This window comes from Micromonospora trifolii, from assembly GCF_050516465.1.
In the GTDB taxonomy this organism is placed as follows: domain Bacteria; phylum Actinomycetota; class Actinomycetes; order Mycobacteriales; family Micromonosporaceae; genus Micromonospora; species Micromonospora trifolii.
Genome location: NZ_CP191526.1, coordinates 3171125 through 3193559, shown reverse-complemented (window position 1 = coordinate 3193559; position 22435 = coordinate 3171125). Strand labels below are relative to the sequence as shown.

Below are 22435 nucleotides of genomic sequence, written 5' to 3'. Positions count from 1 at the left end.
TCAGCGCCGGGCCGCCCGCCGCCACAGCAGCCCAGCCGTCACCAGGACGAGGAGGGCCAGCACGGCACCCGCGACGAGTACACCGGCGCTCGGCCCGCCGCCGGACTCCATTGCCGCGGCGGCGGGCGCTGACGCGCTGACGGTGGCGACCGGCGCGGTGCTGGACGTGGGATCGGCCACCGTGAACGGATAGGACCCCTGAACCGGGTGCCCGTCGACGGAGACGAACCGGTAGGCGACGGTGTATGTCCCGTTCGGCAGGGTGTCGGTCACCTGGACCGTGCTCTTCGCTCCGGTGACCACCGGCGCGCCGGTGGGAAGCTTCCGCTTGGCGGCATCGGTGAGCACGATCGTGGTGAACGCGGGGTCGAGTCGCTGCATGAATTCGAGCGTGACCTCGGCCGGTGCGCTCGACAGCGTCGCGTCCCGAGCGGGCGTGGCCGTCTTGAGCGAGTTGTGCGCCCAGGCCGGGCTGGCCGGGACGAGCACCGCCACGAGGACGGCGAGCACCGCCGCGCCGAGCCGGACGGCTGTGGGCCGGGACGACGGTGCGGTCATGACGAAACTCCGGGTCGGCGTGGTCATCCGAGCACCTGCTCGCCGATCCAACCGCCCGGTGGACATCCGGGCGGGATGGCGAAGACGGCGGACCCGATCGGCGTGGTCCACTCGTTGAGCAGGTCCCGGTCGGCCAGTCGGCGCTGGATGGGCAGGTACTGCCGGGCGATGTCGGCCTGGTAGGACGTGAAGATCAAGCCGGTGTCGGCGTGACCCTCCGCTGTCGGCGCCCCGTCATAGTTGTAGGGCCGGCGCAGGATCTTCAGCCGGTCGTCGGTGACGTGGGCGCGGGTCATGTGCGAGAAGTCGGGGATGACGGTGAGGCCGTTCGGGTCGGTGGCGGCGAAGTCGGGCTCGTCGTGTTCGGCGGTGCCGGTGAGCGGGGCGCCGGTGTCGAGCCGTCGCCCGACGGCGAGTTCGCGGTCGGTCCGGCCGAGCAGGTCCCAGGTTTCCATGTTCATGCTGATCCGCCGGAGCACCAGTGTGGTGCTGTCGCGCAGCCACGCCGGGCCGTCCGGGACCCAGAGCGCGGTGTCCATCGGCGCGCCGGGTCGGGGGTTGGCGGTGCCGTCGAGCTGACCGAACAGGTTGCGTTGGGTGTGGCCGCCCGGCTCGACACCGGGGCTGCGCCGGAAGCCCTGCTGGACCCACCGCACGGTGGCGAACGGTCGGCTGTCCTTGATCAGGACGCGCTGGGCGTGGGCGACGGAGATCGCGTCGTCCGCGCAGATCTGGAGCAGCAGGTCACCGCCGGACCAGGCCGGCTGGAGCCGGTCGATGCGGAACGACGGCAGGTCGCTGACCGATGCCGGCCGGCGGTCGTCGACGCCGGCCGCCCGGTAGAGGCCGGGCCCGAAGCCGAAGGTAACTGTCAACCGTGCCGGCAGCAGCCCGAGTTCGGCCTCGGTGTCGGCCAGCGCAGGTCGGCCCTGGGTGAGCCGGGCGGCGTCGTCGGTGAGCAACCGCAACATCCGACCCAGGGCGGCCCGGTCGACGCCGGCCCGCAGGATGAGCGCCACGAACGACGCGTGCGCCTGTGGTTCGGTGGCCACCCCGGCCTGCCGGGTGCCGTGGAACGGCTCGACCAGGCCGCCGACGGTCGCCACGGGCGTCGTGTCGGCAGCCGTCGTTGGCGGCGGTCCGGTCCTCCCCACACGGGTGGCGGCGATCGCGGCACCGCCGGCCAGTGCTCCGCCGGCGGCCAGGGCTCCGCCGGTGAGCAGGCCACGCCTGCTCACCGGCCGGACAGGTGGTGTCTGCGTCACGATGCCGGGCTCATGCTCATCCCCGGCGTGGCGCTCACGCCGGGCATGGGCTCGCCGTGTCCGGGGGCGTAGCTCTCCTGCGCGCCGGTGAACGGCTTGGCCACCGCGCGGAACTCCTGGGTCTTGCCGTCGGCGAAGGTCAGGGTGAAGGTCAACTCATCGCCGGCCTGAACGGGCTTGGTGAGGTTCATCAGCATGAGGTGGTCGCCGCCGGGCTCCAAGGCATGCGTGCTCCTGGCCTTGATCACGATGCCGCCCTGCTTCTGCTGCATGACCATCTTGCCGTCCTTCATGGCCATCTCGTGCAGCTCCATCGGCGACAGGGAGGTCGTGGCACTCGTCACCGTGACATCGGCATCACCATCGTTGACCAGGGTCCCGAAGGCCGCCGTCATGCCCTTGTCAGCCGCCTTCACCCACGGGTCACGAATGCCGATCACGCCAGCGTCCGGGTTGGCCGAGGCCGACGCGGACGGGCCCGCCTGCGCTGTCGACGGAGAGTCGGACGAGCCGCAGCCGGCGACGCCCACCGTCAGGATCGCGGCGGCGAGGACGGCGGCCGAGCGGCGCCGTGAAGCGTTTGGGCTGGTGGTGCGCATGTGTTCTTCCTCCGATGGTTGCTGCTGGGAGGTTGGTCGGCCGCAGCTCGGAGAAAGTTCCGGACTCAGGGAACGTTGATCGTGAACTCCCCGGTGTGCACAGTGCCGGCGACCTGGAAGTCGAAGAAGGCTCGGTACCGGCCTGAACTCGGCGCGGTCAGCCAGAACTTGACAGTCCCGTCGACCAGCTCCTGCTCGGGGTGGACGTGCACGTAGCCGAGATCACCCTCGCGAACCACGACCAGGTGCCCGTACGCGCCCAGGTACCGCTCCAGCTGCACCGGTACGGTCGGGTCGGCGCTGACCTGGAAATGGATCGGCGCCGTCACCCCCACCGTCGGGGTGCCGGTCATCGACACCGCGTACGGACCAGCCGTCGCCTGCGCCTGCGCCGGCGGCAGTGCGGTCGGGCTGTGCGCGCCGGGCACGATGTGGTCGACGCCCAGCACGAGCGGCTGCTGCTTGCCGTTGGCCGCGGTGACGGAAAAGTCGGCGAAGACGCGGTAGCCGCCGGGTCGGGCCAGCGTCAGGGGGACGCTCCAGGTGCCGTCGGGCGCCATCGTCGGGTGCAGGTGCTGGTAGCCGGTCAGGTCGCGGCCCACCACGATCATGTGCAACGGCTTGTCGTGTACGACCGCGAAGGTCGTTGCCGGCTGCCGGTCGGTCCCGACGATGCGGAACCGGTAGTCGGCGCGTACACCAGGGGGTTGGGACCGCTCCAGCGGTTGCAGGGTGTACCCACCGGCGCTGACCGTCGTCCCGGTCGCCAACGTCGCGCCCGTCGCGTCGTCACCCCGATGCGTGTGCGGCCCCGTACCGGCCGGGTGCTGGTGCCCGTCGGTCGCGGAGCCCACCTGGCCCGAGTCGGGCGATCCACCGGCTGCCGGTCGTGAATTGCCGGTCGTCGGACTCTCGTCGCCGGTGCCGATACGGGCCAACCCGAACCCGGCCAGCAGGGCGATCACCAGCCCGCCGACGAGCAGCGCCAGGTGGGTGTTGCTCAACCGGGACCCCGGCGTCGCGCCGGCGAGGTCCGTGTCGGGCCGTGGTCCGGGGTCGGCCGTCAGCTCGCCGTCCGTGCTGGCGAGGGCCTTGGTCACCTGATCGCTCGACGTCGGATCGACAGTGACGCCCGTGCGGGCCGTGACGACCGTGTTGCCCTTGCGCTCCGCTGGCACGGTGGCGGGCCGCCGCTTGTCGCTCGCGCTACGCGCGACGACGCCGGTCGCCGCGCCGGCCTTGCCCCCGCCGGTCTTGTCCCCGGCAGCCTTGCCGCCGACGGTCTTGCCAGTGCCGGCCCTGTTCGTGGTACGGGCGCCACCGCCGCGTCGACCGGAGGTCGCCGCCGAGGTACGGCCCCGGCCGGTGGGTGTGCCGGCGGATCGGCGACGCCAGACGACGAACCCGGCCACCGCTCCGACCGCCGCAATCGCCGCCGCCCAGCCGGCCCAGGCCAGTGCCCCGGGACCGCTCTCCTCGGTCGACCCGGTCGACGGTGCCGCCGCAGCCGGCGGGGTCGACGGATCATCCGCGGTGGTCGGCACCGCCGAGGCCTGCCCGGACGAGTTGTGCTGCTCGGTGGCGGCCACCAGCGCCGGGTCCGGTTGAGTCGACGGCGGGCTCCACCCCTTCGGCGCTGCCGTCACCCGCCCGTCGTAGCGGAAGGTCAGGGTGCCCCGCACGGTGTCGCCGTCCGAGGCGACCGACAGGTAGCTCACCGAGTACTGGCCCTTGGCGGGCAGATGCGCGACGGCCACCACGGCCGGGAACCCCGTCGTGTACTCCCGCGGCTCGAACTGCCCGTTGACCAGGAAGTACTCGCGCACCGGCTTGTCCAGCGGCTTCGGCTCCCCGTACGACCAGCCGTTGTCGACCCGGGTGCCGCCCGGGGCGGTGATCGTGAAGAACGCGTTGGCGGCGGCCTTCTCGGTGAAGAACAGCCGCACCTCGGTCACCGGCTCGCGCACTGTGGCGCCGCTCGCCGGTGTGGACATGGCGAGGGTCCCGTGCGCTGCGGCGGGCTGGGCGGACGCGAGGAGGGCGACCGCCGAGGCGAGGAGGAACGCGAGGAGGCCCGAGACCACCCGCCCGCAAGTCTGGGGGAGACGACGCATCTGGATATCCTCACCCTCGCGAGACTTTTTTCAAGAGGTGACGATCTTCTTCCTCAGATGGCAAAAGTTGACGATCAGGCCATCCGTCGCCGCGGCAGGACGCCCCGGGTGGACACATTCCCTGGCCAGCTATGCTCGCCGACGGCGCTGGTTCGCCCCGTCGTGACCGGCTGGGCGTCGTAAGAGGGAACCCGGTGGAAATCCGGGGCTGCCCCGCAGCGGTGAGTGGGAACGACCGCCGTCATCAGCACTGGGCCAGTGGCCTGGGAAGCGACGGCCAGTAGGGGACCGGCGCGACCGGTCAGGCCCGCGAGTCCGAAGACCTGCCGGCGCCGCGTACACAACCGTGTGCGCTGCCGTCGGCCTCGCGGGTGGGCTGAGCGGGTGACGGGCCGTGCGTGTGGTGCACGGCCAGGTCCTCGCCAGCGTCTGTCCGCGACCCGGCGGTGTGGTTTCCCGAGGGACGGACTACCGCTGTGCACGACACCACCACCATCGCCGGCCGAGCACCGTCGGCGTCGCACCTGACCCTTTCGCAGATCATGGACCAGCACCACACCAACCTGATGGGTACGGTCCACGGCGGCCGGATCCTCAACCTCATCGACTCCGTCGCCGGTGTGGTCGCTGCCCGGCACTCCGACGGGCCGGCGGTGACCGCCGCCATCGACGAGACGGCGTTCCTCCGCGCGGTGCGGGTCGGCGACGTCGTGCACGTCGACGCCCGGATCACCTGGGCCGGCCGCAGCTCGATGGAGGTGGCCGTCAAGGTGACCGCCGACCGGTGGGACCGGGCGGTGCCGCCCACCGACGTGGCCACCGCCCACCTGGTCATGGTCGCCATCGACGACGACGGCCAGCCTCGGACGGTGCCGCCGCTGCTGCCGGAGACCGATGGGGACCGCCGACGGTACCGGGAGGCGGAGATCCGCCGGAAGCACCGACTGGCACTGCGACGCGCGCTGCTCGACGGTGCCGAAGACGACTAACCCGCGCTCGGCCCGCCTGTCGCGGCGCGGGCGCGGGCGCGGTCCAAGGAACCCGCCCCGCCGCCTGTCCGGTCGGATAGCGTCCACGTGAAGCCTCGATCACGGAGAGTGTGGATGGTTATGCGCGCCGCGTTGTTGCGGGAGTTCGACGTTCCGCTGACGGTCGAGGAGATCGATAAACCCACCCCCGGGCCCGGCCAGGTGTTGGTGCGGATCGTCGCCAGCGGCGTCAACCCGCTCGACACGAAGATCCAGGCAGGTAAGGCCGCGCACGCGCGTGTCGAGCTGCCCGCGGTGCTCGGCCTGGACCTCGCCGGCGTCGTCGCGGCGGTCGGCGCGGAGGTGACCGGGTTCGAGCCGGGGGACGAGGTGTACGGGCTGTGCGGGGGCGTCGGTGACCTACAGGGTTCGCTGGCCGAGTACGCCGCCGTGGACGCCCGGTTGCTGGCCGTCAAGCCGAGGAGCCTCTCGATGCGGGAGGCCGCCGCGTTGCCACTGGCGGCGATCACCTCCTGGGAGGGGTTGGTCGACCGGGCCGAAGTCCACGCCGGGCAGAAGGTGCTGGTGCACGGCGGTGCTGGCGGTGTCGGATACGTGGGCGTGCAGCTTGCCCAGGCGCGCGGCGCCGAGGCGTACGCCACGGGCGGGCCGGCGAGCATGCGGGTGATCGAGAGCCTGGGCGCCGTGCCGATCGACTACACCACGAGCAAGGTCGAGGAGTACGTCGAGAGGTACACCGGCGGCGAGGGGTTCGACATCGTCATGGACAACGTCGGCGGCGCGACGCTCGACGCCTCGTTCGCGGCGGTACGCACCTACCACGGGCACGTCGTCAGCGCGCTGGGCTGGGGCTCACACTCGCTCGCCCCGTTGTCGTTCCGAGGCGCGACCTACTCCGGCGTGTTCACCCTGCTGCCGATGCTCACCGGGCGGGGCCGCGAACACCACGGCGACATCCTGCGCGAGATCGCGACGCTGGCCGACGCCGGCGCGCTGCGCCCCCGACTCGATGAGCGCCGGTTCACGCTCGACACGATCATGGACGCCCACCACCTGGTCACCGGCGGCACCGCCGAGGGCAAGGTCGTCGTGGACGTCGCCGGTTGAGCCAAGCCGTTCGTACACACCGCAGCGGTCGTCAGAAAGAATCCCGGGGTGAGCTGGGATGAGTTCTTGTGGCACATGGATCACCGATTGGGCATGTACGTCGGGATGCCAAGGTACGACCGCGCGTGGTCCATGCTGACGGGATTCGCCCTGGCGCGCGGTCAGGGCGAGCTGGCGGCGTTCCAAGAGTGGATGTCCGCCCGCCATCGCGGCAGCAGCCTTGCCTTCTCATGCCTAGTGCTAGCGGAGACCTTCGGTGATGGTGCTACCGATGACCGCTTAGCAAGCGATGCTGACCACTTGCTGGCCGTCGCGAAGCTCTGCGAACTTTTCCGGGAGTTCCTCAAGCAGCACGCTCGAACGCCATAGCACTAGCGGCAGGAAGGATGCCCGTCCCGAGCGGGTGACTAACTGAGTGACGACCACGACGGACGCCGGTGGACAAACATGCACGGCTGAGGATCGTCGCAGCAGTAGCCCGAGACCGGCAGCAGGTCAGAGAGCCGTGTTAGTTGCCTGGGGGTCGAGGAGTCTGGGGCTCTTGCGATGCGTCGGGCGCAGTCGTGCGAAAGGCCGCCACCGGCTGGCTAGGTCGCCATCCCTTGCCCAGTGCCTTGCGAATGACTGCCGCGACCTCCGATGGAAGAACGGGGATCGACGGGCCGCCGGTCCAGTTGCTCGGGTGGTCCTGGGGCATGCTAACGAGCAGTACGCTGCCCTTGCAGTCGGCTTGCTCAACGGCGAAAGCGAGTGGTCGCTCACCGAGCGCCTGAGCATAGGTTGGTCTTCCGCGCACTCGCCACCTATAGACGACGCCGTCGACCGTGACGAGCCGAGAGCCCTTTTTGGTCAACGCCACGTCGATCCCCTCGCCATCGGATGCCGGTGCCGGCCGCTAACCACGCCATGCCGGCGGGCGGGCAGGGCACAAGACACCGTCACGTCTTCAGGCGGCCACCAACGATGGCAGCCGGAGACGTCGGCGGACTCGCTCGTACGGATCAAGGCATCATCATGGACGTCCTGGACGGTGACGACGCTGCCACCATCGCCAGATGCGCCTTACAAGCGAGGGGGTCCGACGGCCACGACGGGCGCTGTCACCGGTTGGCTCCGGAGCGCTGAGCCAGTCGGAGAGGCGGGCGGGCCAGTCTTCGTTCCCGAAGTCAGCTCCGACTAAGAGATCACGCCAGTCCTCTCTGGCCAGACTTGAAGCATCGTCGAGCTTGTCGAGTCGGCCCTGAGCGAGGCGCACCACCGCTGCAAACATCCGTTCCGGGTTCTGACGAGAGTCCGCGACTAGTTGATCGAGGCTGTGCAGCCTGCCCACGACCACGTCGGCGTGGTGGGGAAAGTCGGCGTCGATGCGGCGTCGGAGTCGAGGAGAGATGTCCGGCATCTATGGAGCCTACGCGTGTGCCAGGCCGAGCGGGTATCCGCCCGAAGCCAAGCCGGCCCCGCGATCCGCCGAACTGGACCAGCCGCCAAGGTGGACACTGCCAACGTGGCACCCGAACGGCGGCAAGATCCGGAATATGCGCGGATTGATCACGCGCAGCCACGGCGGGAATTCAGGCGTACTACCTTGGTAGAAGGAAGGTCGCCGCCGCAAGAGCTGAACCATTCCTAACCGTGTGCTTGACGGCCGGCGGCAGCTCGCAGCGCAGGTTGTGATGGCCTGCTTTACTGACGGGTGCGTGCCCGTCAACTTAGGGCACACACGGGGCACAAGACAGCGTGAAACGTCGGCAACCAGTCGGCAATGACGTGAGCCCAAGACGCGGCGGGACCAGCACGCCAAGCAGGCCGGTGCAGGTCGCGGGAGCGGCCATCTAAGTTCCGCTTCAACGTCTGACACCGCCCGGGGAGCGCTTCGACCAGATGCGCCTCACGGCCAAGGGGCGGGAGGTGACGGACAGCGCGATCTGGTCGTCAACCGATGTCGTAGGGATCCCGAGCGGCGAGCGCCTCAGCCTCCGACAGCCCAAGGCGACTGGCGGCCCGTCGCCGCATCCGGACTTGGGCGCGCGTTCGTGGCCGGAACTTCGGCTCCCGTGAACACCCGCAAACCTCGAAACCCTCGTAGCGCAGTCCCGCGCCGAGAACTGCCGCAACCGCGGCCCACCCGGAGTCATTCCGCGACGGGGGGCCGCAAAGTCGTGCCCAGCAAAGACCATCGGTTGCCGGCAGGACGTACATGGGTGCTTCGCGTTGTCCCAGGCGTATTTGTGACTACGACGGCACGACACGCACACGTAGTGGACCTTGTAGGTAGTCTCGGCGTACCGGCACATGTCCGAATGCGAGCGGCGTGCCGGGGCGTGGCGGGAAAAGCTATCGACAGCAACGGTGACAGCAACCGGCCGGGACGAGGGAAGCCGCCGGCTGTCGGGCGCGGACAGTCGCCCGAGGTCGCGGATGCGGACAGACCCCGCCAGACGAAGCGCCCAGAACTTACAAGCGAGGGGTCGGGAGGGAGTCCCAGAGACCCCATGATCATGCCGTATCCAGGCCGTCAGGGGTGGACCAGGGGCGACGACCGTTGACCGTCGATGACCGATGAATGGGCAGTTCAGACGGCAACTTGTCCGTGTTGATCGACTGCTCCCACACTTCCGATCAATACAACGCCAAGTGTTGAACGCTTACTCCTGAGGCGGGGGAGTGAGCCAGGCCAGGGGTTGTCCGCTGAGTGCGGCGTCGGCAAGGCGGTGGGCGCTGGCGGTCTTCATAGCGGCTCGTGAGCTGTCGATCCAGCGCTGCACGTTGTCGATGCCTTGGTGGCGGTACTCGACGGCTTGGACGAGGCATTCCAGCTTGTCAGCGTCACGAGCGACGACAGCTTCCAGTGTCTCGCCGGCTTCGTACTCGGCGACTGCGGCGGTGATGACGTCGGCGACGGCTGGGGGACAGGCGGCGACCTGGTCGGCGGTAACGGCGGTGTTGGGTACGGCGGTCAGGTAGCGCTTGGCGATGTGTGGGATGTCGGTGATTCGGGTTTCCTGGGTGTCGTGCAGGGTGCAGAGCATCGACACTCGGGCTGGGTCGGCGCCCTCCATGGCGGCGAGCATCATTCCGATGAGCGCCGTTCGGAAGGAGTGTTCGGCGATGGACTCGGGTTGCTTGACGCCGGCGAACCACCAGCCGGTCCGGGCGGCGCGTTTGAGGACGCCGGCTTCGAAGATGAAGTTCATCGCTCCGGCGGCGTTGTGATCGTCGGTCATCTGCCCGTCCCTGTGCCGGTGAGTCCGTCCGCCCGCAGGCTGTAGACGATAGAGGTTAGTTCCTGCCGCGACTGCGCGGAGAGCTGGTCGCTGTCCAGGAGCGGGACGCTGCGGTCGAGGAGCGCGCGAGTCGCGGCGGGGTTGTCGAGGGCGAGACCGCGTCGTGCGGCCAGCAGAGCCCAGACGTTGTGGATGTTGAGGTCGACGAAGGGGTGCCCTGGTTCGAGGCGATGCACCAGGTGCCGAAGAAGGATTGAGCCGTGCCAGTCAGCGAGCGCTTCGGGCATGAAGGAGTCGTCGCGGTGGCGGTGCGGGATCTCGCCCACCCAGTAGGCCGAGTAGTTGAGAGCCGCTCGCTCGCAGGCGTCGTCGGGGTGTGCGCGAGCGATGAAGTCTCGCAACGGTTCCGGGTCGCCCTGGTTGGCGAGGGACGTGACGACGGAGCGGGCGTCGGGCCACAGCGGTGACCAGGTGCGAAAGGTGGTCGTGCGGTGTGCTCGGGCGGTGGTCTGGCTGAGCCAACCTGCTGCTGCCTTGGTGGGGTCCATGCCGGCAAGGAAGCACGCTTGCCGGTGCAGCAGCACGTTTCGATGCCGTCCGGCTCTGGCGCGATCTGCGAGCACGTGAAGGTGAGTGAAGAACGCACGTTGCTCGTCGACGGGCAGGGTCGGCCCGGACGCGACTGGACCCCGCCGTTGATGGGCGATGGGTAGCCCTCTGGCGAAGGTCGGTGTCTGCCCGAGGACGGCCCAGAGGATCAAGTCGGTCAGACGGTGGGTGAGGACGGACCAGCCCAGCGGCTGTTCGGCGATGTCGCAGCGGTTCACCTGTTCGTTGAGGACGGCGGCGAGGATGAGATCCGCCTCAGCGGCGTCGTCGAGTGCTGCGAGCAGGGTTGTGTGCGCGCCGAGCCGTCCGAGCCGGCGTCGGACGGCGATCGCCTGCCCGAGCGGTACCGCGGTGAATGGTCGGCGTCCGGACTCCCAGCTCTGCACGGTCACCCGATCGACGTTCAGGTCGGCGGCGAGTTGCTCCTGGGTGAGCGGGATGGACTCCCGGATCAGCTTGAACAGGTAGCCGGTCACGTCGCCGCGATGCGGTGCTGATCGTCGGTGACCTCTCATGCGTCATCCCTACGTTGACCCGTGGTCGACGTTGCGCCGTGAAACCAATGCTGCGGCAGCTCATCTGGCCTGCTCACTCGTACTGCGGGTGAGTCCCACCGCCGTCGTCGTGATCGTAGCGTCGCAGTTACCGAACGTTCCAGATCCGGTCCCGTCGTTTCGGGGTGGGCCATGGAGTGCTGCCCAGTGGAGGGAGGTAGTGATGGGGGACAGGACACCACCACGGCGACGAGTGACCTACGACCAGTACCTGATCGCCGTCGCGATGACCCTGGCACGGCGACACCGTCCGGCTTGGTCGTGGCGGAAGTGGAACTGGGTCTGCCGCTGTGGGGCCGAGTTGCCCTGTCGCAGCCGACACCGCATCCCCATCAACCGGGGGCACTGGCCCGCCGAGGAGGAGCAGTGAGCAACGACGCGGAGGGGCAGAACCTGGTCGTACATCTGCACGGGAGAGACGGCCTTTGCAGCGGGTGTCGGGCGTGGTGGTCGTACCCGTGCTGGCAGATGGACTGGGCGACCAGCCGGCAGGCGCGGTCGATGACGGCGGCGCTGCTCGGAGGCCGCGCATGACCACGCACGGCCCAGTGCTGCCGATCTGGAGTTGCGGCGGCTGCGATGCACCCTGGCCCTGCCGCACACGGCAGCGCGAGCTACGCGCCGAGTTCGACGACGCTCCGATCTCCCTGGCTCTCTACCTAAGTGCCCAACTGGTGCGGGCCTCCGAGGACCTGACCTGGGTGCCGGCGGGTGCGCTGCACAGACGCTCCTCGGCTGGCTTCGGTGAGCATCCTGCGGCCGAGTGACGAGAAGTTCCACTACAGCGACGGCTCGCACAAGTGGATCCCACCGGACCCGGACTACGACCAAGAGGTCTGGGACGAACAGGTCCGCCAACACAAGCACGGCCACATCAGGAACGAGCGCCCGAAAGTCCGCATCCAACGCCTCATTTGACGCCAGCAGTACAGCAGCGAAGTACCGCAACCGTGCCAGCCGACCGGTGCCGCCGCTGCTCGACGGCGCCGAGGAGGTCTGAGACGCGGCCCGTAGCGATGGCCGCTGATGGCCGCCGTGGTCTTCGCCGTCGGAGGGTGGACGTGGCTCGGTCGTGCCTGGTAGGCAGGCGGACGTGCGAATCGTCTCCCTGCTGCCGGCGGCCACGGACATCGTGGCCATGCTCGGCCTGACCGGGCAACTGGTCGGCCGTACCCACGAGTGTGACTGGCCGCCGGGGGCTCTGGCCGACATCCCGGCGGTGACCGCGACGTCCCTGCCGGAGACCTTGACGAGCCGGGAGATCTCGGCGGCGATCGCCGGTGACCCGCACCGAGGATCGTCGTTGTACCAGCTCGACGTCGCCATGCTGGAGGGGCTGAAGCCGGATCTGATCCTGACCCAGGATCTGTGCGACGTGTGTGCGGTCTCCTACGAGCGGGTCAACGACGCGGTTGGTCTGATCGATCTCGACACCAGTGTGATGTCCCTGGAGGCGAGAACCATCGGCGGGATCCTGGACACTGTCGATGCCGTGGCCGCGCTGACCAGCACCGAAGGCAGGGCGGGGGAGATCCGAGCCGACGCCGAGCGTCGCCTCGCCGCGTTGCCGGGGCCGGTGCCCGGCGCGCCGACGGTGCTGTTCGTCGAGTGGCTCGACCCGTTGATGCCTGGCGGGCACTGGGTGCCGGAGCAAATCGCCTACGCGGGTGGGCGGTCTCTGCTGCTCGGGCCGGGCGCGCACAGCACCCCGCACCTGTGGTCGGTGGTCGCGGACCTGGCTCCCGAGGTGGTGGTGTTCGGGCCGTGCGGGTTCACGCCCGAGCGAACCTTCGACGAGTTGTCCGTGGCGACCGGGCAACCCGGTTGGGCGGACCTGCCCGCGGTGCGTGACGGGCAGGTGTGGGTGGTCGACGGGCCTGCCTACTTCAACCGCCCCGGCCCGAGGGTCGTCGACGGCGCGGAGATCCTCGCCGGCATCCTCGCCGGCCGTCCGGACTCCCGCGCTCAACGGGTTCCCCTCGACGTCCTTTGACACTGTCGCACTGCACCGAGGGTCAGGCGCGTGCCCTCGCTGCACCGGCGAGGTCGACGATCCGGTCGCTCCAGCGGTCCAGCAGGGTCTGGTCGTGGGTGATGACCAGGACCCCGGCCTGCTGGGTCCGCTGGTAGTCGCGGATGACGGCTGCGACGTGCGCCTGGGTCGAGGCGTCGAGCATCGCGGTGGCCTCGTCGCAGAGCAGGTAATCGGGGCGGTGTACGAGGGCCCGCGCGAGGCAGGCGCGTTGCAGTTGCCCGTCGGACACCGCGTGGGGGCGCCGGCTGCGCAGATCCGCTGTCAGGCCGACGAGGTCGGCGAGTTCGGCCACCCGTTCCCGGACCGCCGACTCGGGCGTCCGGGTGGCGCGCAGCGGTTCGGCGATCAGATCGGTGAGGCTCAGTCGAGGATCAGCGGCGGCGCGCGGGCTCTGGAAGAGAGCGGCGACACGGGTCCGTAGGGCGACCGGCACGGCGTACCGGACGGCGTCGACAGCGGTGCCGTCGATGCTGACCCGGCCCCGATCGGGGCTGTGCAGCAGGGCCAGGACCCGGACCAGTGTCGATTTTCCGCAGCCGGACGGCCCGCGCAGTCCGACCGTCTCTCCCCGGTCGATCCGCACTGTGACGCCGTCGAGGACGACCTGGCGGCCGTAGGAGACGCTCACCTCGTCGGCGAGCAGGTGGTGCGCGTTGGTCACGTGGTGGCTCCGGTGGGGATCGGGTGGTGGCAGGCCACAGTGCCGCCACCGGTGACCGGTGTCGACTGTGGTCGGTCCGCGCAAGTGTCGGTGCGGCGTGGGCAGCGGGGCGCGAACGCGCACCCGGGGGGCAGCGCGGTGAGCATCGGCGGGTCGCCCGGCACCGGCCGGAAGGCCCGGTCCGGCAGGGCGTCGAGCAGCGCCGCGGCGTACGGGTGGGCCGGCGCGGTGAAGAGCTGGTCGGTGTCGCGGTGTTCCACGATGCGACTGGCGTACATCACGGCGACGGTGTCGGCGACCCGGCGTGCGGCGGCCAGGTCGTGCGTGATGAGCACGACGGCCGCGCCGTTCTCGCATCGGCGGCGCAGCAGGTCGAGGGTGTGGTCCACAAGCGGCCGGTCCAGCCCGGTGGTGGGCTCGTCGGCGATGAGCAGCGACGGGTCGGGTGCCAGCGCGAGCGCGGTGACCAGACGCTGTGCCATGCCACCGGACAGCTCGTGGGGGTAGCGGTCCAGGTCCGCCGGGTCGAGCCCGACATCGACAGCGAGCTGGTCGACGTCGGCGCGGTCGCGGCCGTGCGCCCGCAGCGTCTCGGCGAGCAGTCGCCGTCCGGTGCGGACCGGGTTCAGGGCGGTGGCCGGGCTCTGCGGGACCAACCCGACCCGGCGCCCGCGTACGCTGCGGGCCAGTTGGCGTTGGCCGCAGGTGACCAGGTCGACCGGGTCGGCGCCGGGGTGGTGCAGCACGGCGTGACCGGTGGTCGTGGCGTTTCCCGGCAGGAGGCCGAGCAGGGCGTGGGCCAGGACGGACTTGCCGCAGCCGGACTCGCCCACGATGGCCAGCAGTTCGCCGGCCCGCACGGTGAGGCTGAGATCGCTGACGGCGCGCACGCGCGCGTCGCGGAGCCGGAACTCGACGCCGAGGCCGTCCACGGCGAGCAGCGGCTGACTCGCGTCGGCGCGGGGCGACGCCTCGGCGGGAACTGTCTCGGTGGTGGTCACAGGTGCAGCTCCGCTCGGACCCGGGGATCGAGGCGGTCGCGCCAGCGGGCGGCGAGGACCGCGATGGCGAGGGTGACGACGACGATGACCGCGCCCGGTGCCAGGCTGGCCCACCAGGCGCCGGTCAGCAGCGACCCCTGACCGTCGTTGATCATGTTGCCCAGTGAGGCGAGGTGCGGCGGCAGGCCGAGGCCGAGGAACGACAGGGCGGTCTCGTGCCACACCGCGTGCGGGATCATCAGGGTGGTGGCCAGCGCCAGCCGGGGCAGGACGTGCGGCAGCAGGTGCCGGGTGAGGACCCGGAGCCGACCGGCTCCGCCGCTGATGGCGGCGTCGATGAACGGTCGGGTCCGAAGGCTCAACAACTCGGATCGGACGATGCGGGCGGTGGAGAGCCAGTGGGTGAGCCCGACGGAGGCGATCACGGCACCGAGGCTGGGACGCAGCATGGCGACGATGAAGATGCCCAGCAGCAGGTGCGGCATCGCGGCGATGGTGTCCACGATCCGCATCAGGATCCGGTCCACCCGGCCGCCGAGCGTGCCGGCGATCCCACCGACCACGCCGCCGAGGACTGTGGCGACGAGCGCGGCGACCGCGCCGACGAGCAGCGAGACCCGCAGCCCGTAGACGGCGCGGTGCGCCACGTCGCGGCCCAGGTCGTCGGTGCCGGCGAGGTGGGTCCAGGACGGTGCCAACCGGGTCTGGTCCAGCGCGACAGCGCTCTGGTCCAGCGGCCAGACCAGCGGGGCGAGCAGCGAGCCGGCGATGGCCACCAGCAGGACCAGACCGGCCACCAGGACACCAGCCCGGCCGGGGCGCAGCCGCAGCCGCGACCGGGCCACCCGGAGCAGCGGCGGTCGGGCAGCGAGGTCAGCCATCGAGTCGTACCCTCGGGTCGGCGGCGGCGTAGGCGAGGTCGGTAGCGAGGTTCGCGGCCAGCACAACCGCGGTGGTGACCAGCGTGATCGCCGCCAGCAGCGGGAAGTCGCTGCCCAGCGCGGCGGCGACAGTGACGGCGCCGAGGCCCGGCAGCGAGAAGACGGTCTCGACCAGCACCGCCCCGCCGACCAGCTCCGGCAGGTGGGTGCCGACCAGGGTGAGGAACGGCAGCAGCGCGGTCCGCAGCGCGTGCCCGAACAGCACCGTCCGACCGGGCAGTCCGCGTGCCCGCGCGGCGAGCACGTGGTCGTCGCGCATGCTCTCCGCGACCGCGTCCCGGACGAACAGCACGAACCACGGCGCCTGGGACACGGCCAACACCGCGACCGGCAGGATCAGGTGGTGCGCCACGTCGCCCCAGGAGGTGCTGGTCGCGGTGACGTCGGTGAGCCCGCCCGCCGGCAACCAGCCCAGGGTCAGCGCGAACACGGCGATCGCGGCCAGGCCCAGCCAGAAGACCGGCATCGACTGCACCGCGTAGGCGGCCGTCCGCAACGCGCGGTCGAACAGCCCACCCCGCCGGTACGCCGCCAGCGCGCCCAGCAGCAGGCTCGCGACCAGGACCAGGGCGAGGGCCACACCGATCAGGAGTAGCGTCCAGCCGGCCCGGGTGGCGAGCACCGAGGCGACCGGCTCGTGCCGGCTGGTCGACCAGCCCAGGTCACCCTGGACCAGATTGCTGATCCAACGCAGATACTGCACCGGCAGGGGGTCGTCGACGCCCCAGTTCGCGCGCAGCTGGGCCAGGTTCTCCTCGCTGGCGGTGAAGGCCGCAGCGCCCGCGTACTGCTTCGCGGGGTCGACCGGCGAGGCGGCACCGAGGGCGAACATCCCGACGCTGGTCGCGGCGAGCACCGGCACGGCGACGAGGAGCCGCCGCCGGACCACCGCACCGGCCCCGGCCAGTCGACCGGAGCGGGTCACGACCGCGTCCAGGTGTCGATGTTCCACCAGAGGCTGTTCGCCACCCCGTGCTCGTGTGCCTCGACCCGCGGCGTCACGCCCTGAACCGAGGACTTCAGCACGTAGGTGTGCCGCAGGTAGGTGAGGAACAGCCACGGTACGTCGGCGGCCAACTGCTTCTGGAACTGCGCGTACGCGGCCTTGCGGAGGGCTGGGTCGATCTGGTCGCGGCCCTCCTGCAGGGCCCGGTCGGTCACCTCGGAGCGGTACGAGCCGGGGTTGAAGTAGCCCTGCCCCGCGAACGTCGAGCCGAACAGCTTGTACGAGACGAAGTCCGGGTCGTACGGGGTGCCGTAGCCCATCAGCAGGGCGTCGGACTTCATCCGCGGGTCGATGGCGTCCCAGGTCAGCCCCGCCGGAGTGACCTCGATGCCGATCTTCTTCGCGTCGGCGGTGACGGCGAGGGCGAGATCCTTGCGCAGCGTGTCGCTCGCCGGGTACATCAGCGTGAACCGGGCCGGTCGGCCGTCCTTGGCGCGTACCCCGCCGGGACCGGGGGTCCAGCCGGCCGCGTCCAGCAGCGCTCCCGCCGCCGTCGGGTCGGCGGTCGGCTTGCCGATGATCGAGGGGTCGGCGAAGTCGGAGGTCGGCGGGACCGGGCCGAACGCCGGTTCGCCGGCGCCGCCGAGGAGCCCGGTCGCCATCGCGGCCCGGTCGACGGCCAGGTTGAGCGCCCGGCGGACCGCCGGGTCGGCGAGGACCGCGTTGCCCGTCGGCAGCATCACGCCGCGGTAGTCGGCGGTCGGCACCCGCTGCACCCGGTACGTGGCGTCGGCGTCGAATCCGGAGGCCAGCTTCGGCGGCAACTCGGCGGCGTCGAACTCGCCGGCGCGCATCCGCTGGGCGCGGACGTTGTCGTCGGCGACGAACGCGACCACCAGCCGGTTGTTCTTCGGCCGGCCACCGAAGTAGCGCTCGTTGGCAGTGAGCACCAGGCGGTCGCCCGGCGTCCAGGAGTCGACCCGGTACGGCCCGGTTCCGATCGGCTTGCGGTTGAACCCGGCGGTGTTGATGTCCTGCCAGCTGAGCAGGTTAGCCGGCACGATGCCGAGGGTGAGCCGCTGGAGGAACGGCGCGTACGGGTAGCGCAGCCGGAACACGACAGTGGCCGCGTCGGGCGCGGTCACCGACTCCACCATGTCCAGGTCGGAGCGGAGCGTCGAGTCGACAGTCGGATCCAGCACGGCCTGGTACGTGAAGACGACGTCCTGGGCGGTCAGAGCGGTGCCGTCGTGGAACTGCACGCCGTCGCGGAGCTTCGCGGTCACTGTGCGCCCATCGGGTGACAGCTCCGGCAACGCCGTGGCCAGACCGGCGACGAGGCGGTTGTCGTCGTCCCGGCTGACGAGGCCGTCGAAGATCAGCGAGGCGCCGTCGACGCCGTAGTTGAGCACCGGGTTCAACGCGTCCGGCTCGTCGGAGGTGGCGACGACAAGCGTCGCGCCGCCGGATGAGCCGTCGGGGGTGGTCGGGGCCGAGCATCCGGCGAGGACGAGCATCCCCGCCGCCGCGGTCGACGCCACGAGGCGTCGGAAGGTCGGACGCATCCGGGTCACAGAGGGCTCCTGTGGTGTGGGGAGGATCGTTTGTCGGGTGGGCGCGGCGCCGCAACCGTTGATCATCACGGTGGCACAGTTGCCACTCTTTGGCAATTACCAGAGGTATGCATCATGTGGTTGATCCAGAGCAACCGTCGGTGGTGACGGTCGCCGGTGACCGGCTAGGGTTCCGGGATGTTCCGCGCCGTCGTGTTGATCGCTGCTGTGGTGCTCGCCGCGGATCAGCTCACCAAGTACTGGGCCGAGTCCGCGCTCTCCGGTGGGCAGACCATCACCGTCCTCGGTGACCTGCTGCAACTGCGACTCGTGTACAACCCGGGCGCCGCCTTCTCGATCGGCTCCGCGTACACCTGGATCTTCGCGGTGTTCGCGGCGGCGGCGGTGGTCGCGGTGACGTTCGTGGCGCGGCGGGTCACGTCACGCGCCTGGGCGGTGGCGTTGGGCCTGGTGCTCGGCGGTGCGGCGACGCACCTGCTGGACCGCCTCTTCCGGGAGCCGGGATTCGCTCGCGGGCACGTGGTGGACTTCATCGACTACGCCGGGTTCTTCGTCGGCAACGTCGCCGACATCGCCCTGGTGGTCGGCGTGGGCATCGTCATGCTGCTCAACGTGCGCGACGTTCCGCTGCGTGCGACGGCCACCCCGGGCGAGAGTCGCAGCGACGAGCAGGTGTCGTCGTCAGGCTCCTGAGCCGGTCGGCGGGCTGACCAGGACGACCTCCAGTCGGCGCGGGCCGTGCACTCCCTCGACGCGGTTGAGCTCGATGTCGCTGGTCGCGGACGGGCCGGAGATCCAGGTCAGCGGGGCGCGCGGGTCCAGTCGGGTCAGCGCCTCCGGCAGCAGACCGACGACCTGGTCGGTGCGGACGACGCAGATGTGCCGGTCGGGCACCAGGGTGAGTGCGCGTCGCCCCTGCGCCGGGCCCGAGTCGAGGATGATGGTGCCCGTGTCGGCGACCACGACGGCGCAGCCGGTCAGCACCGCGTCCAGGTCGTCGAGCGCGGCCGGTGACAGCGGGGGCGCGTCGCGGTGCAGCTCTCCGGCGTAGCCGGCCAGCCAGTCGGCGGGGACGTCGGTGGGGACGGCGAGCCGGTCGACCTCGCTGAGCAGCCGGGGCAGGGCGTCAATGCCATGGTGGACGACCGCCTTGTAGTCCTCCAGGCGGTCGACGAGGGTTGCGATCAGGTCGGGGCGGTCGTCGACCCGGCGGTACCCGCGGGGCACCTCCACCGGCGGTGGGCTGTCGGCCAGGGCCGTCCGGAGCCGCGCCAGGATCTCGTCACGTGCGCTCACTGCGTTCCCCACCATTCCCGGAAGGTCTGCGGCGCGGGCAGCGGCAGGTCTCGCGACCGGGTCCACGCCGACGCGGGCCAGGGCAGTCGCCGCAGCGTGCGAGCGCCGGTGCGCCGCTCACGGTACGCCCCGAGCGGCCCCGCGCCGGCCCGGGCCAGGCGCAGGGCGGCGGCCCAGCGTCGGGGGCTGCGCATCACCCAGGACAGGACGCGCATGGCGGCCCGTTCGGCCGGCGGGTGCGGTGCCTGCTGGCGGAGATGGACCAGGATCTCCGGAATGTTGATCTTTACGGGGCACACGTCGTAGCAGGCGCCGCAGAGGGTCGACGCGTACGGCAGCGAGGCGTTGTCGGCCACGCCGGTCAGCTGCGGCGACAGGATCGCCCCGATCGGCCCCGGATACACCGAGCCGTACGCGTGCCCGCCGGCCCGCTCGTACACCGGGCAGACGTTGAGGCACGCGGAGCAGCGGATGCAGGACAGCGCCGGTCGCCCGACCGGGTCGGCGAGCACTGCGGACCGGCCATTGTCGATGAGCACGACGTGCACGTCCTGCGGGCCGTCGCCGGGGGTGACGCCGGTCCACATCGAGGTGTACGGGTTCATCCGCTCGCCGGTCGAGGATCGCGGCAGCAGTTGCAGGAAGACCTCCAGGTCGGTGAAGGTCGGCAGCAGCTTCTCGACGCCGACGACGCTGATCAGCGTCTCGGGGAGGGTGAGGCACATGCGTCCGTTGCCCTCGGACTCCACCACCACGAGTGTGCCGGTGTCGGCGATGGCGAAGTTGGCGCCGGAGACGGCGACCCGGGCCGAGAGGAAACGCCGTCGTAGGTGAGCGCGCGCCGCCTCGGCCAGCGCGGCCGGTTCGTCGCTCAGGTCGGCCGGCGCGTCGGCCATGCGACGCTGGAAGATCTCCCGGATCTGGGCCCGGTTGTAGTGGATGGCCGGCACCAGGATGTGCGAGGGGGTGTCGTCGCCGAGCTGCACGATCAGTTCCGCGAGGTCGGTCTCGTACGCGGCGATCCCGGCGGCCTCCAGCGCCTCGTTGAGTTCGATTTCCTGGGTCGCCATGGACTTGACCTTCACGACCTCGTCGGCCCCGGCTGCCTGGGTCAACGCGACCACGATCCGGCATGCCTCGGCCGCGTCGCGGGCCCAGTGCACTGTGGCGCCGGCAGCGGTGGCGGACGCCTCGAACTGCTCCAGCAGCTCCGGCAACCGACGTTGGACGTCGGCCTTGATCGCCGCGCCGGCGTCCCGTAGGGCCTCCCAATCGGGTACCTCGTCGACGACCCGGGCTCGTTTGGCCCGGATGGTGCGGGTGGCCCGGTGCAGGTTGGCCCGGAGTTGCGTGTCGGCGACGGCCGGCTTGGCGGCGGTGGGAAACGGCAGCGGCGTGCGGATCCGCCCGCTCCCGGTGGCGGGTGCTACCGGTTGGCTCATGAGGTGGCTCCCGTCTCGGCGAGAATCTCGGCGTAGTGCACGGCCCGCACGCCCGAGCGGTGGCGGTCGAGGCCGCCGCCGATGTGCGCCAGGCAGGAGTTGTCGGCCGCGGCGAGCACCCGCGCGCCGGTGTCGCGGATCCGGGCGCACTTGTCGGTGAGCATCGCGGTGGAGACGTCCGGGTTCTTCAGGGCGAACGTGCCGCCGAAACCACAGCACTCCTCGGCGTCGCCCAGCTCGACCAGCTTGATCCCGCGTACCTGGCGCAGCAGGGTCAGCGGCCGGTCGCCGAGGCGCAGCATGCGCAGGCCGTGGCAGGTGGGGTGGTAGGTGACCGTCTCCCTGAACTCGGCGCCGACGTCGGTGACGCCGAGGACGTCGACGAGCAGCTCGGACAGCTCGTAGGTGCGGGCCGCCACCGAGGTGGCGGGCGGGTGCAGGCGCGGGTACTGGTCGCGGATCATCGCGGTGCACGATCCGGACGGCGCGACGATGGCGTCGTAGGAGTCGAAGACGTCGACGTAGTTGCGCACCATCGGCATGGCCTCGGCCCGGTAACCCGTGTTGGCGTGCATCTGCCCGCAACAGGTCTGGTCGGCGGGGAAGTCGACGGTGTGGCCGAGTCGCCGCAGGATGCGGGTGACCGCGATGCCGGTGGCCGGGAACGCGAGGTCGTTGACGCAGGTGATGAAGAGGGCGATCCGCATGGCGGCTCCTCGGATCTGTGGGGGTGGGTCACGCCGAGTCGCGCGGTGTTCCGGGGGCGGGGAGTTGGTCGAAGGCGGGCAGGTGGCGCTCCCGGGCGGCGCTGAGGTGGGCGCGCATCGCCTCGGTGGCGGCTGCCGCGTCACCGGCGACGATGGCGGCGGCGATGCGCTGGTGCTCGGTGTTGGTGTCCGGCGCGCCGGCGACCGGGAAGTACAGCCGGTGCAGGTGCAGGTGTGAGTGCAGCCGCGTGATGGTGTCCCGCAGCAGAGGGCTGCCGGAGACCTCGGCGATCAAATCGTGGAACTTCGCGTCCAGCGCGGTGAAGGCGGCGTGTCGGCGATAGCCGTCGCCGGCCTCCACATCGATGCTCGCCGCCGCCTCGATGCTGATCCGTTGGCGGGCTTCGGCGGAGGCGTGCGTGGCGGCCCGTCCGGCGGTGGCGCCCTCCAGCAGTTGGCGGACGTCGAACAGGTCGTTGAACTCGGCGCGGCTCAGCAGCGGCGTGGTGGTGTAGCCGGAGAGCGGGCGTTTACGGACCAGGCCGTCGGCCTCCAGCCGGGCGAGGGCCTCGCGGACCGGGGTGGGGGAGACGTCCAGCTCCCGGGCGAGCGCGTCGATGTTGACCCGCTCGCCGGGGGGAAGGATGTGGTCCATGACCAGCGTCTTTATCGACTCGTAGACGTCCTCGGTGAGGGTGAGTCGACGGGCGGGACGGAGTCGACCCTCGCGAGGTTCCTGCTGGGCCATCTCGTCTCCTCAGCAACCCCTTGACTGTGCCGGTGTGAGCGAGTACACACTAGCAAAGCAACATC

23 protein-coding genes and 1 riboswitch are annotated in these 22435 nt (G+C 70.7%); of the genes, 8 read left to right on the top strand and 15 right to left on the bottom strand.

From position 1 onward, the window contains the following. The 4 genes from ACQRWP_RS14575 to ACQRWP_RS14560 form a co-directional block, all read right to left on the bottom strand. Entirely contained in the window at positions 1-585 is a 585-nt protein-coding gene (locus ACQRWP_RS14575; protein ID WP_430502765.1) for a copper resistance CopC family protein, read from the bottom strand. Further along, positions 582-1796 carry a Dyp-type peroxidase gene (locus tag ACQRWP_RS14570; protein ID WP_430502764.1) on the bottom strand — a complete coding sequence of 405 codons (1215 nt, stop codon included), beginning with the start codon at positions 1794-1796 and terminating at the stop codon, positions 582-584. Before ACQRWP_RS14570 ends, ACQRWP_RS14575 begins: the two co-directional genes overlap by 4 nt. Positions 1797-1819: 23 nt before the next feature. Further along, complete coding sequence (locus ACQRWP_RS14565) at positions 1820-2422, bottom strand: copper chaperone PCu(A)C (protein WP_430502763.1); 603 nt, start codon at positions 2420-2422, stop codon at positions 1820-1822. Between the two features lie 65 nt (positions 2423-2487). Continuing rightward, positions 2488-4536: a copper resistance CopC family protein gene (locus ACQRWP_RS14560; RefSeq protein WP_430502762.1), complete on the bottom strand. Its 2049-nt coding sequence runs from the start codon at positions 4534-4536 to the stop codon at positions 2488-2490. A gap of 131 nt (positions 4537-4667) precedes the next feature. Continuing rightward, a riboswitch (cobalamin riboswitch) is annotated at positions 4668-4881 on the top strand. A 197-nt stretch (positions 4882-5078) separates the two neighbouring features. On the opposite strand from ACQRWP_RS14560, the gene ACQRWP_RS14555 reads away from it, so the two are divergent. From ACQRWP_RS14555 to ACQRWP_RS14545, 3 genes are all read left to right on the top strand, one after another. Further along, positions 5079-5525, top strand: coding sequence for an acyl-CoA thioesterase (locus tag ACQRWP_RS14555; RefSeq protein ID WP_238684380.1), 447 nt, complete (start codon positions 5079-5081; stop codon positions 5523-5525). A gap of 114 nt (positions 5526-5639) precedes the next feature. Beyond that, positions 5640-6632: a zinc-dependent alcohol dehydrogenase family protein gene (locus tag ACQRWP_RS14550; protein WP_430502761.1), complete on the top strand. Its 993-nt coding sequence runs from the start codon at positions 5640-5642 to the stop codon at positions 6630-6632. Positions 6633-6680: 48 nt separating this feature from the next. Further along, on the top strand, positions 6681-7001 hold the full coding sequence (locus tag ACQRWP_RS14545) for a hypothetical protein (protein ID WP_430502760.1): 321 nt from the start codon (positions 6681-6683) through the stop codon (positions 6999-7001). A gap of 2276 nt (positions 7002-9277) precedes the next feature. Here the strand turns inward: ACQRWP_RS14545 and ACQRWP_RS14540 are convergent. Both ACQRWP_RS14540 and ACQRWP_RS14535 read right to left on the bottom strand, forming a co-directional pair. Then, positions 9278-9856: an HD domain-containing protein gene (locus ACQRWP_RS14540; RefSeq protein ID WP_430502759.1), complete on the bottom strand. Its 579-nt coding sequence runs from the start codon at positions 9854-9856 to the stop codon at positions 9278-9280. Further along, complete coding sequence (locus ACQRWP_RS14535) at positions 9853-10980, bottom strand: helix-turn-helix domain-containing protein (RefSeq protein ID WP_430502758.1); 1128 nt, start codon at positions 10978-10980, stop codon at positions 9853-9855. The genes ACQRWP_RS14540 and ACQRWP_RS14535 overlap by 4 nt, the downstream gene beginning before the upstream one ends. A gap of 202 nt (positions 10981-11182) precedes the next feature. Between ACQRWP_RS14535 and ACQRWP_RS14530 the strand changes: the two genes are divergently transcribed. From ACQRWP_RS14530 to ACQRWP_RS14515, 4 genes are all read left to right on the top strand, one after another. Further along, on the top strand, positions 11183-11389 hold the full coding sequence (locus ACQRWP_RS14530; protein ID WP_430502757.1) for a hypothetical protein: 207 nt from the start codon (positions 11183-11185) through the stop codon (positions 11387-11389). Then, positions 11386-11553: a hypothetical protein gene (locus tag ACQRWP_RS14525; protein ID WP_430502756.1), complete on the top strand. Its 168-nt coding sequence runs from the start codon at positions 11386-11388 to the stop codon at positions 11551-11553. The genes ACQRWP_RS14530 and ACQRWP_RS14525 overlap by 4 nt, the downstream gene beginning before the upstream one ends. Further along, positions 11550-11786 carry a hypothetical protein gene (locus tag ACQRWP_RS14520; protein ID WP_430502755.1) on the top strand — a complete coding sequence of 79 codons (237 nt, stop codon included), beginning with the start codon at positions 11550-11552 and terminating at the stop codon, positions 11784-11786. The genes ACQRWP_RS14525 and ACQRWP_RS14520 overlap by 4 nt, the downstream gene beginning before the upstream one ends. 326 nt (positions 11787-12112) lie before the next feature. Next, positions 12113-13012 (top strand): ABC transporter substrate-binding protein, encoded by a 900-nt coding sequence (locus ACQRWP_RS14515; RefSeq protein ID WP_430502754.1) that lies wholly within the window; start codon positions 12113-12115, stop codon positions 13010-13012. A gap of 22 nt (positions 13013-13034) precedes the next feature. On the opposite strand, the gene ACQRWP_RS14510 is transcribed toward ACQRWP_RS14515, so the two are convergent. The 5 genes from ACQRWP_RS14510 to ACQRWP_RS14490 are packed head-to-tail and all read right to left on the bottom strand — an operon-like array spanning position 13035 to position 18168. Then, a complete protein-coding gene (locus tag ACQRWP_RS14510) occupies positions 13035-13715 on the bottom strand; it encodes an ABC transporter ATP-binding protein (RefSeq protein WP_430502753.1) in 681 nt (226 codons plus the stop codon). After that, positions 13712-14716: an ABC transporter ATP-binding protein gene (locus tag ACQRWP_RS14505; RefSeq protein WP_430502752.1), complete on the bottom strand. Its 1005-nt coding sequence runs from the start codon at positions 14714-14716 to the stop codon at positions 13712-13714. Before ACQRWP_RS14505 ends, ACQRWP_RS14510 begins: the two co-directional genes overlap by 4 nt. After that, complete coding sequence (locus ACQRWP_RS14500) at positions 14713-15597, bottom strand: ABC transporter permease (RefSeq protein WP_430502751.1); 885 nt, start codon at positions 15595-15597, stop codon at positions 14713-14715. Before ACQRWP_RS14500 ends, ACQRWP_RS14505 begins: the two co-directional genes overlap by 4 nt. Continuing rightward, positions 15590-16609: an ABC transporter permease gene (locus ACQRWP_RS14495; RefSeq protein WP_430502750.1), complete on the bottom strand. Its 1020-nt coding sequence runs from the start codon at positions 16607-16609 to the stop codon at positions 15590-15592. The genes ACQRWP_RS14500 and ACQRWP_RS14495 overlap by 8 nt, the downstream gene beginning before the upstream one ends. Then, a complete protein-coding gene (locus ACQRWP_RS14490) occupies positions 16579-18168 on the bottom strand; it encodes an ABC transporter substrate-binding protein (RefSeq protein ID WP_430503203.1) in 1590 nt (529 codons plus the stop codon). The genes ACQRWP_RS14495 and ACQRWP_RS14490 overlap by 31 nt, the downstream gene beginning before the upstream one ends. 186 nt (positions 18169-18354) lie before the next feature. On the opposite strand from ACQRWP_RS14490, the gene ACQRWP_RS14485 reads away from it, so the two are divergent. After that, positions 18355-18870, top strand: a complete 516-nt coding sequence (locus ACQRWP_RS14485; protein WP_430502749.1) for a signal peptidase II — start codon at positions 18355-18357, stop codon at positions 18868-18870. Here the strand turns inward: ACQRWP_RS14485 and ACQRWP_RS14480 are convergent. From ACQRWP_RS14480 to ACQRWP_RS14465, 4 genes are read right to left on the bottom strand one after another with little or no spacing between them, the layout of a single operon-like run. After that, positions 18859-19473: a LutC/YkgG family protein gene (locus ACQRWP_RS14480; protein WP_430502748.1), complete on the bottom strand. Its 615-nt coding sequence runs from the start codon at positions 19471-19473 to the stop codon at positions 18859-18861. The genes ACQRWP_RS14485 and ACQRWP_RS14480 overlap by 12 nt on opposite strands. Further along, positions 19470-20915 (bottom strand): LutB/LldF family L-lactate oxidation iron-sulfur protein, encoded by a 1446-nt coding sequence (locus ACQRWP_RS14475; protein WP_430502747.1) that lies wholly within the window; start codon positions 20913-20915, stop codon positions 19470-19472. The genes ACQRWP_RS14480 and ACQRWP_RS14475 overlap by 4 nt, the downstream gene beginning before the upstream one ends. Then, positions 20912-21622 (bottom strand): (Fe-S)-binding protein, encoded by a 711-nt coding sequence (locus ACQRWP_RS14470; protein WP_430502746.1) that lies wholly within the window; start codon positions 21620-21622, stop codon positions 20912-20914. The genes ACQRWP_RS14475 and ACQRWP_RS14470 overlap by 4 nt, the downstream gene beginning before the upstream one ends. A 28-nt stretch (positions 21623-21650) precedes the next feature. Then, a complete protein-coding gene (locus tag ACQRWP_RS14465; RefSeq protein WP_430502745.1) occupies positions 21651-22370 on the bottom strand; it encodes a GntR family transcriptional regulator in 720 nt (239 codons plus the stop codon). Positions 22371-22435: the final 65 nt, after the last annotated feature.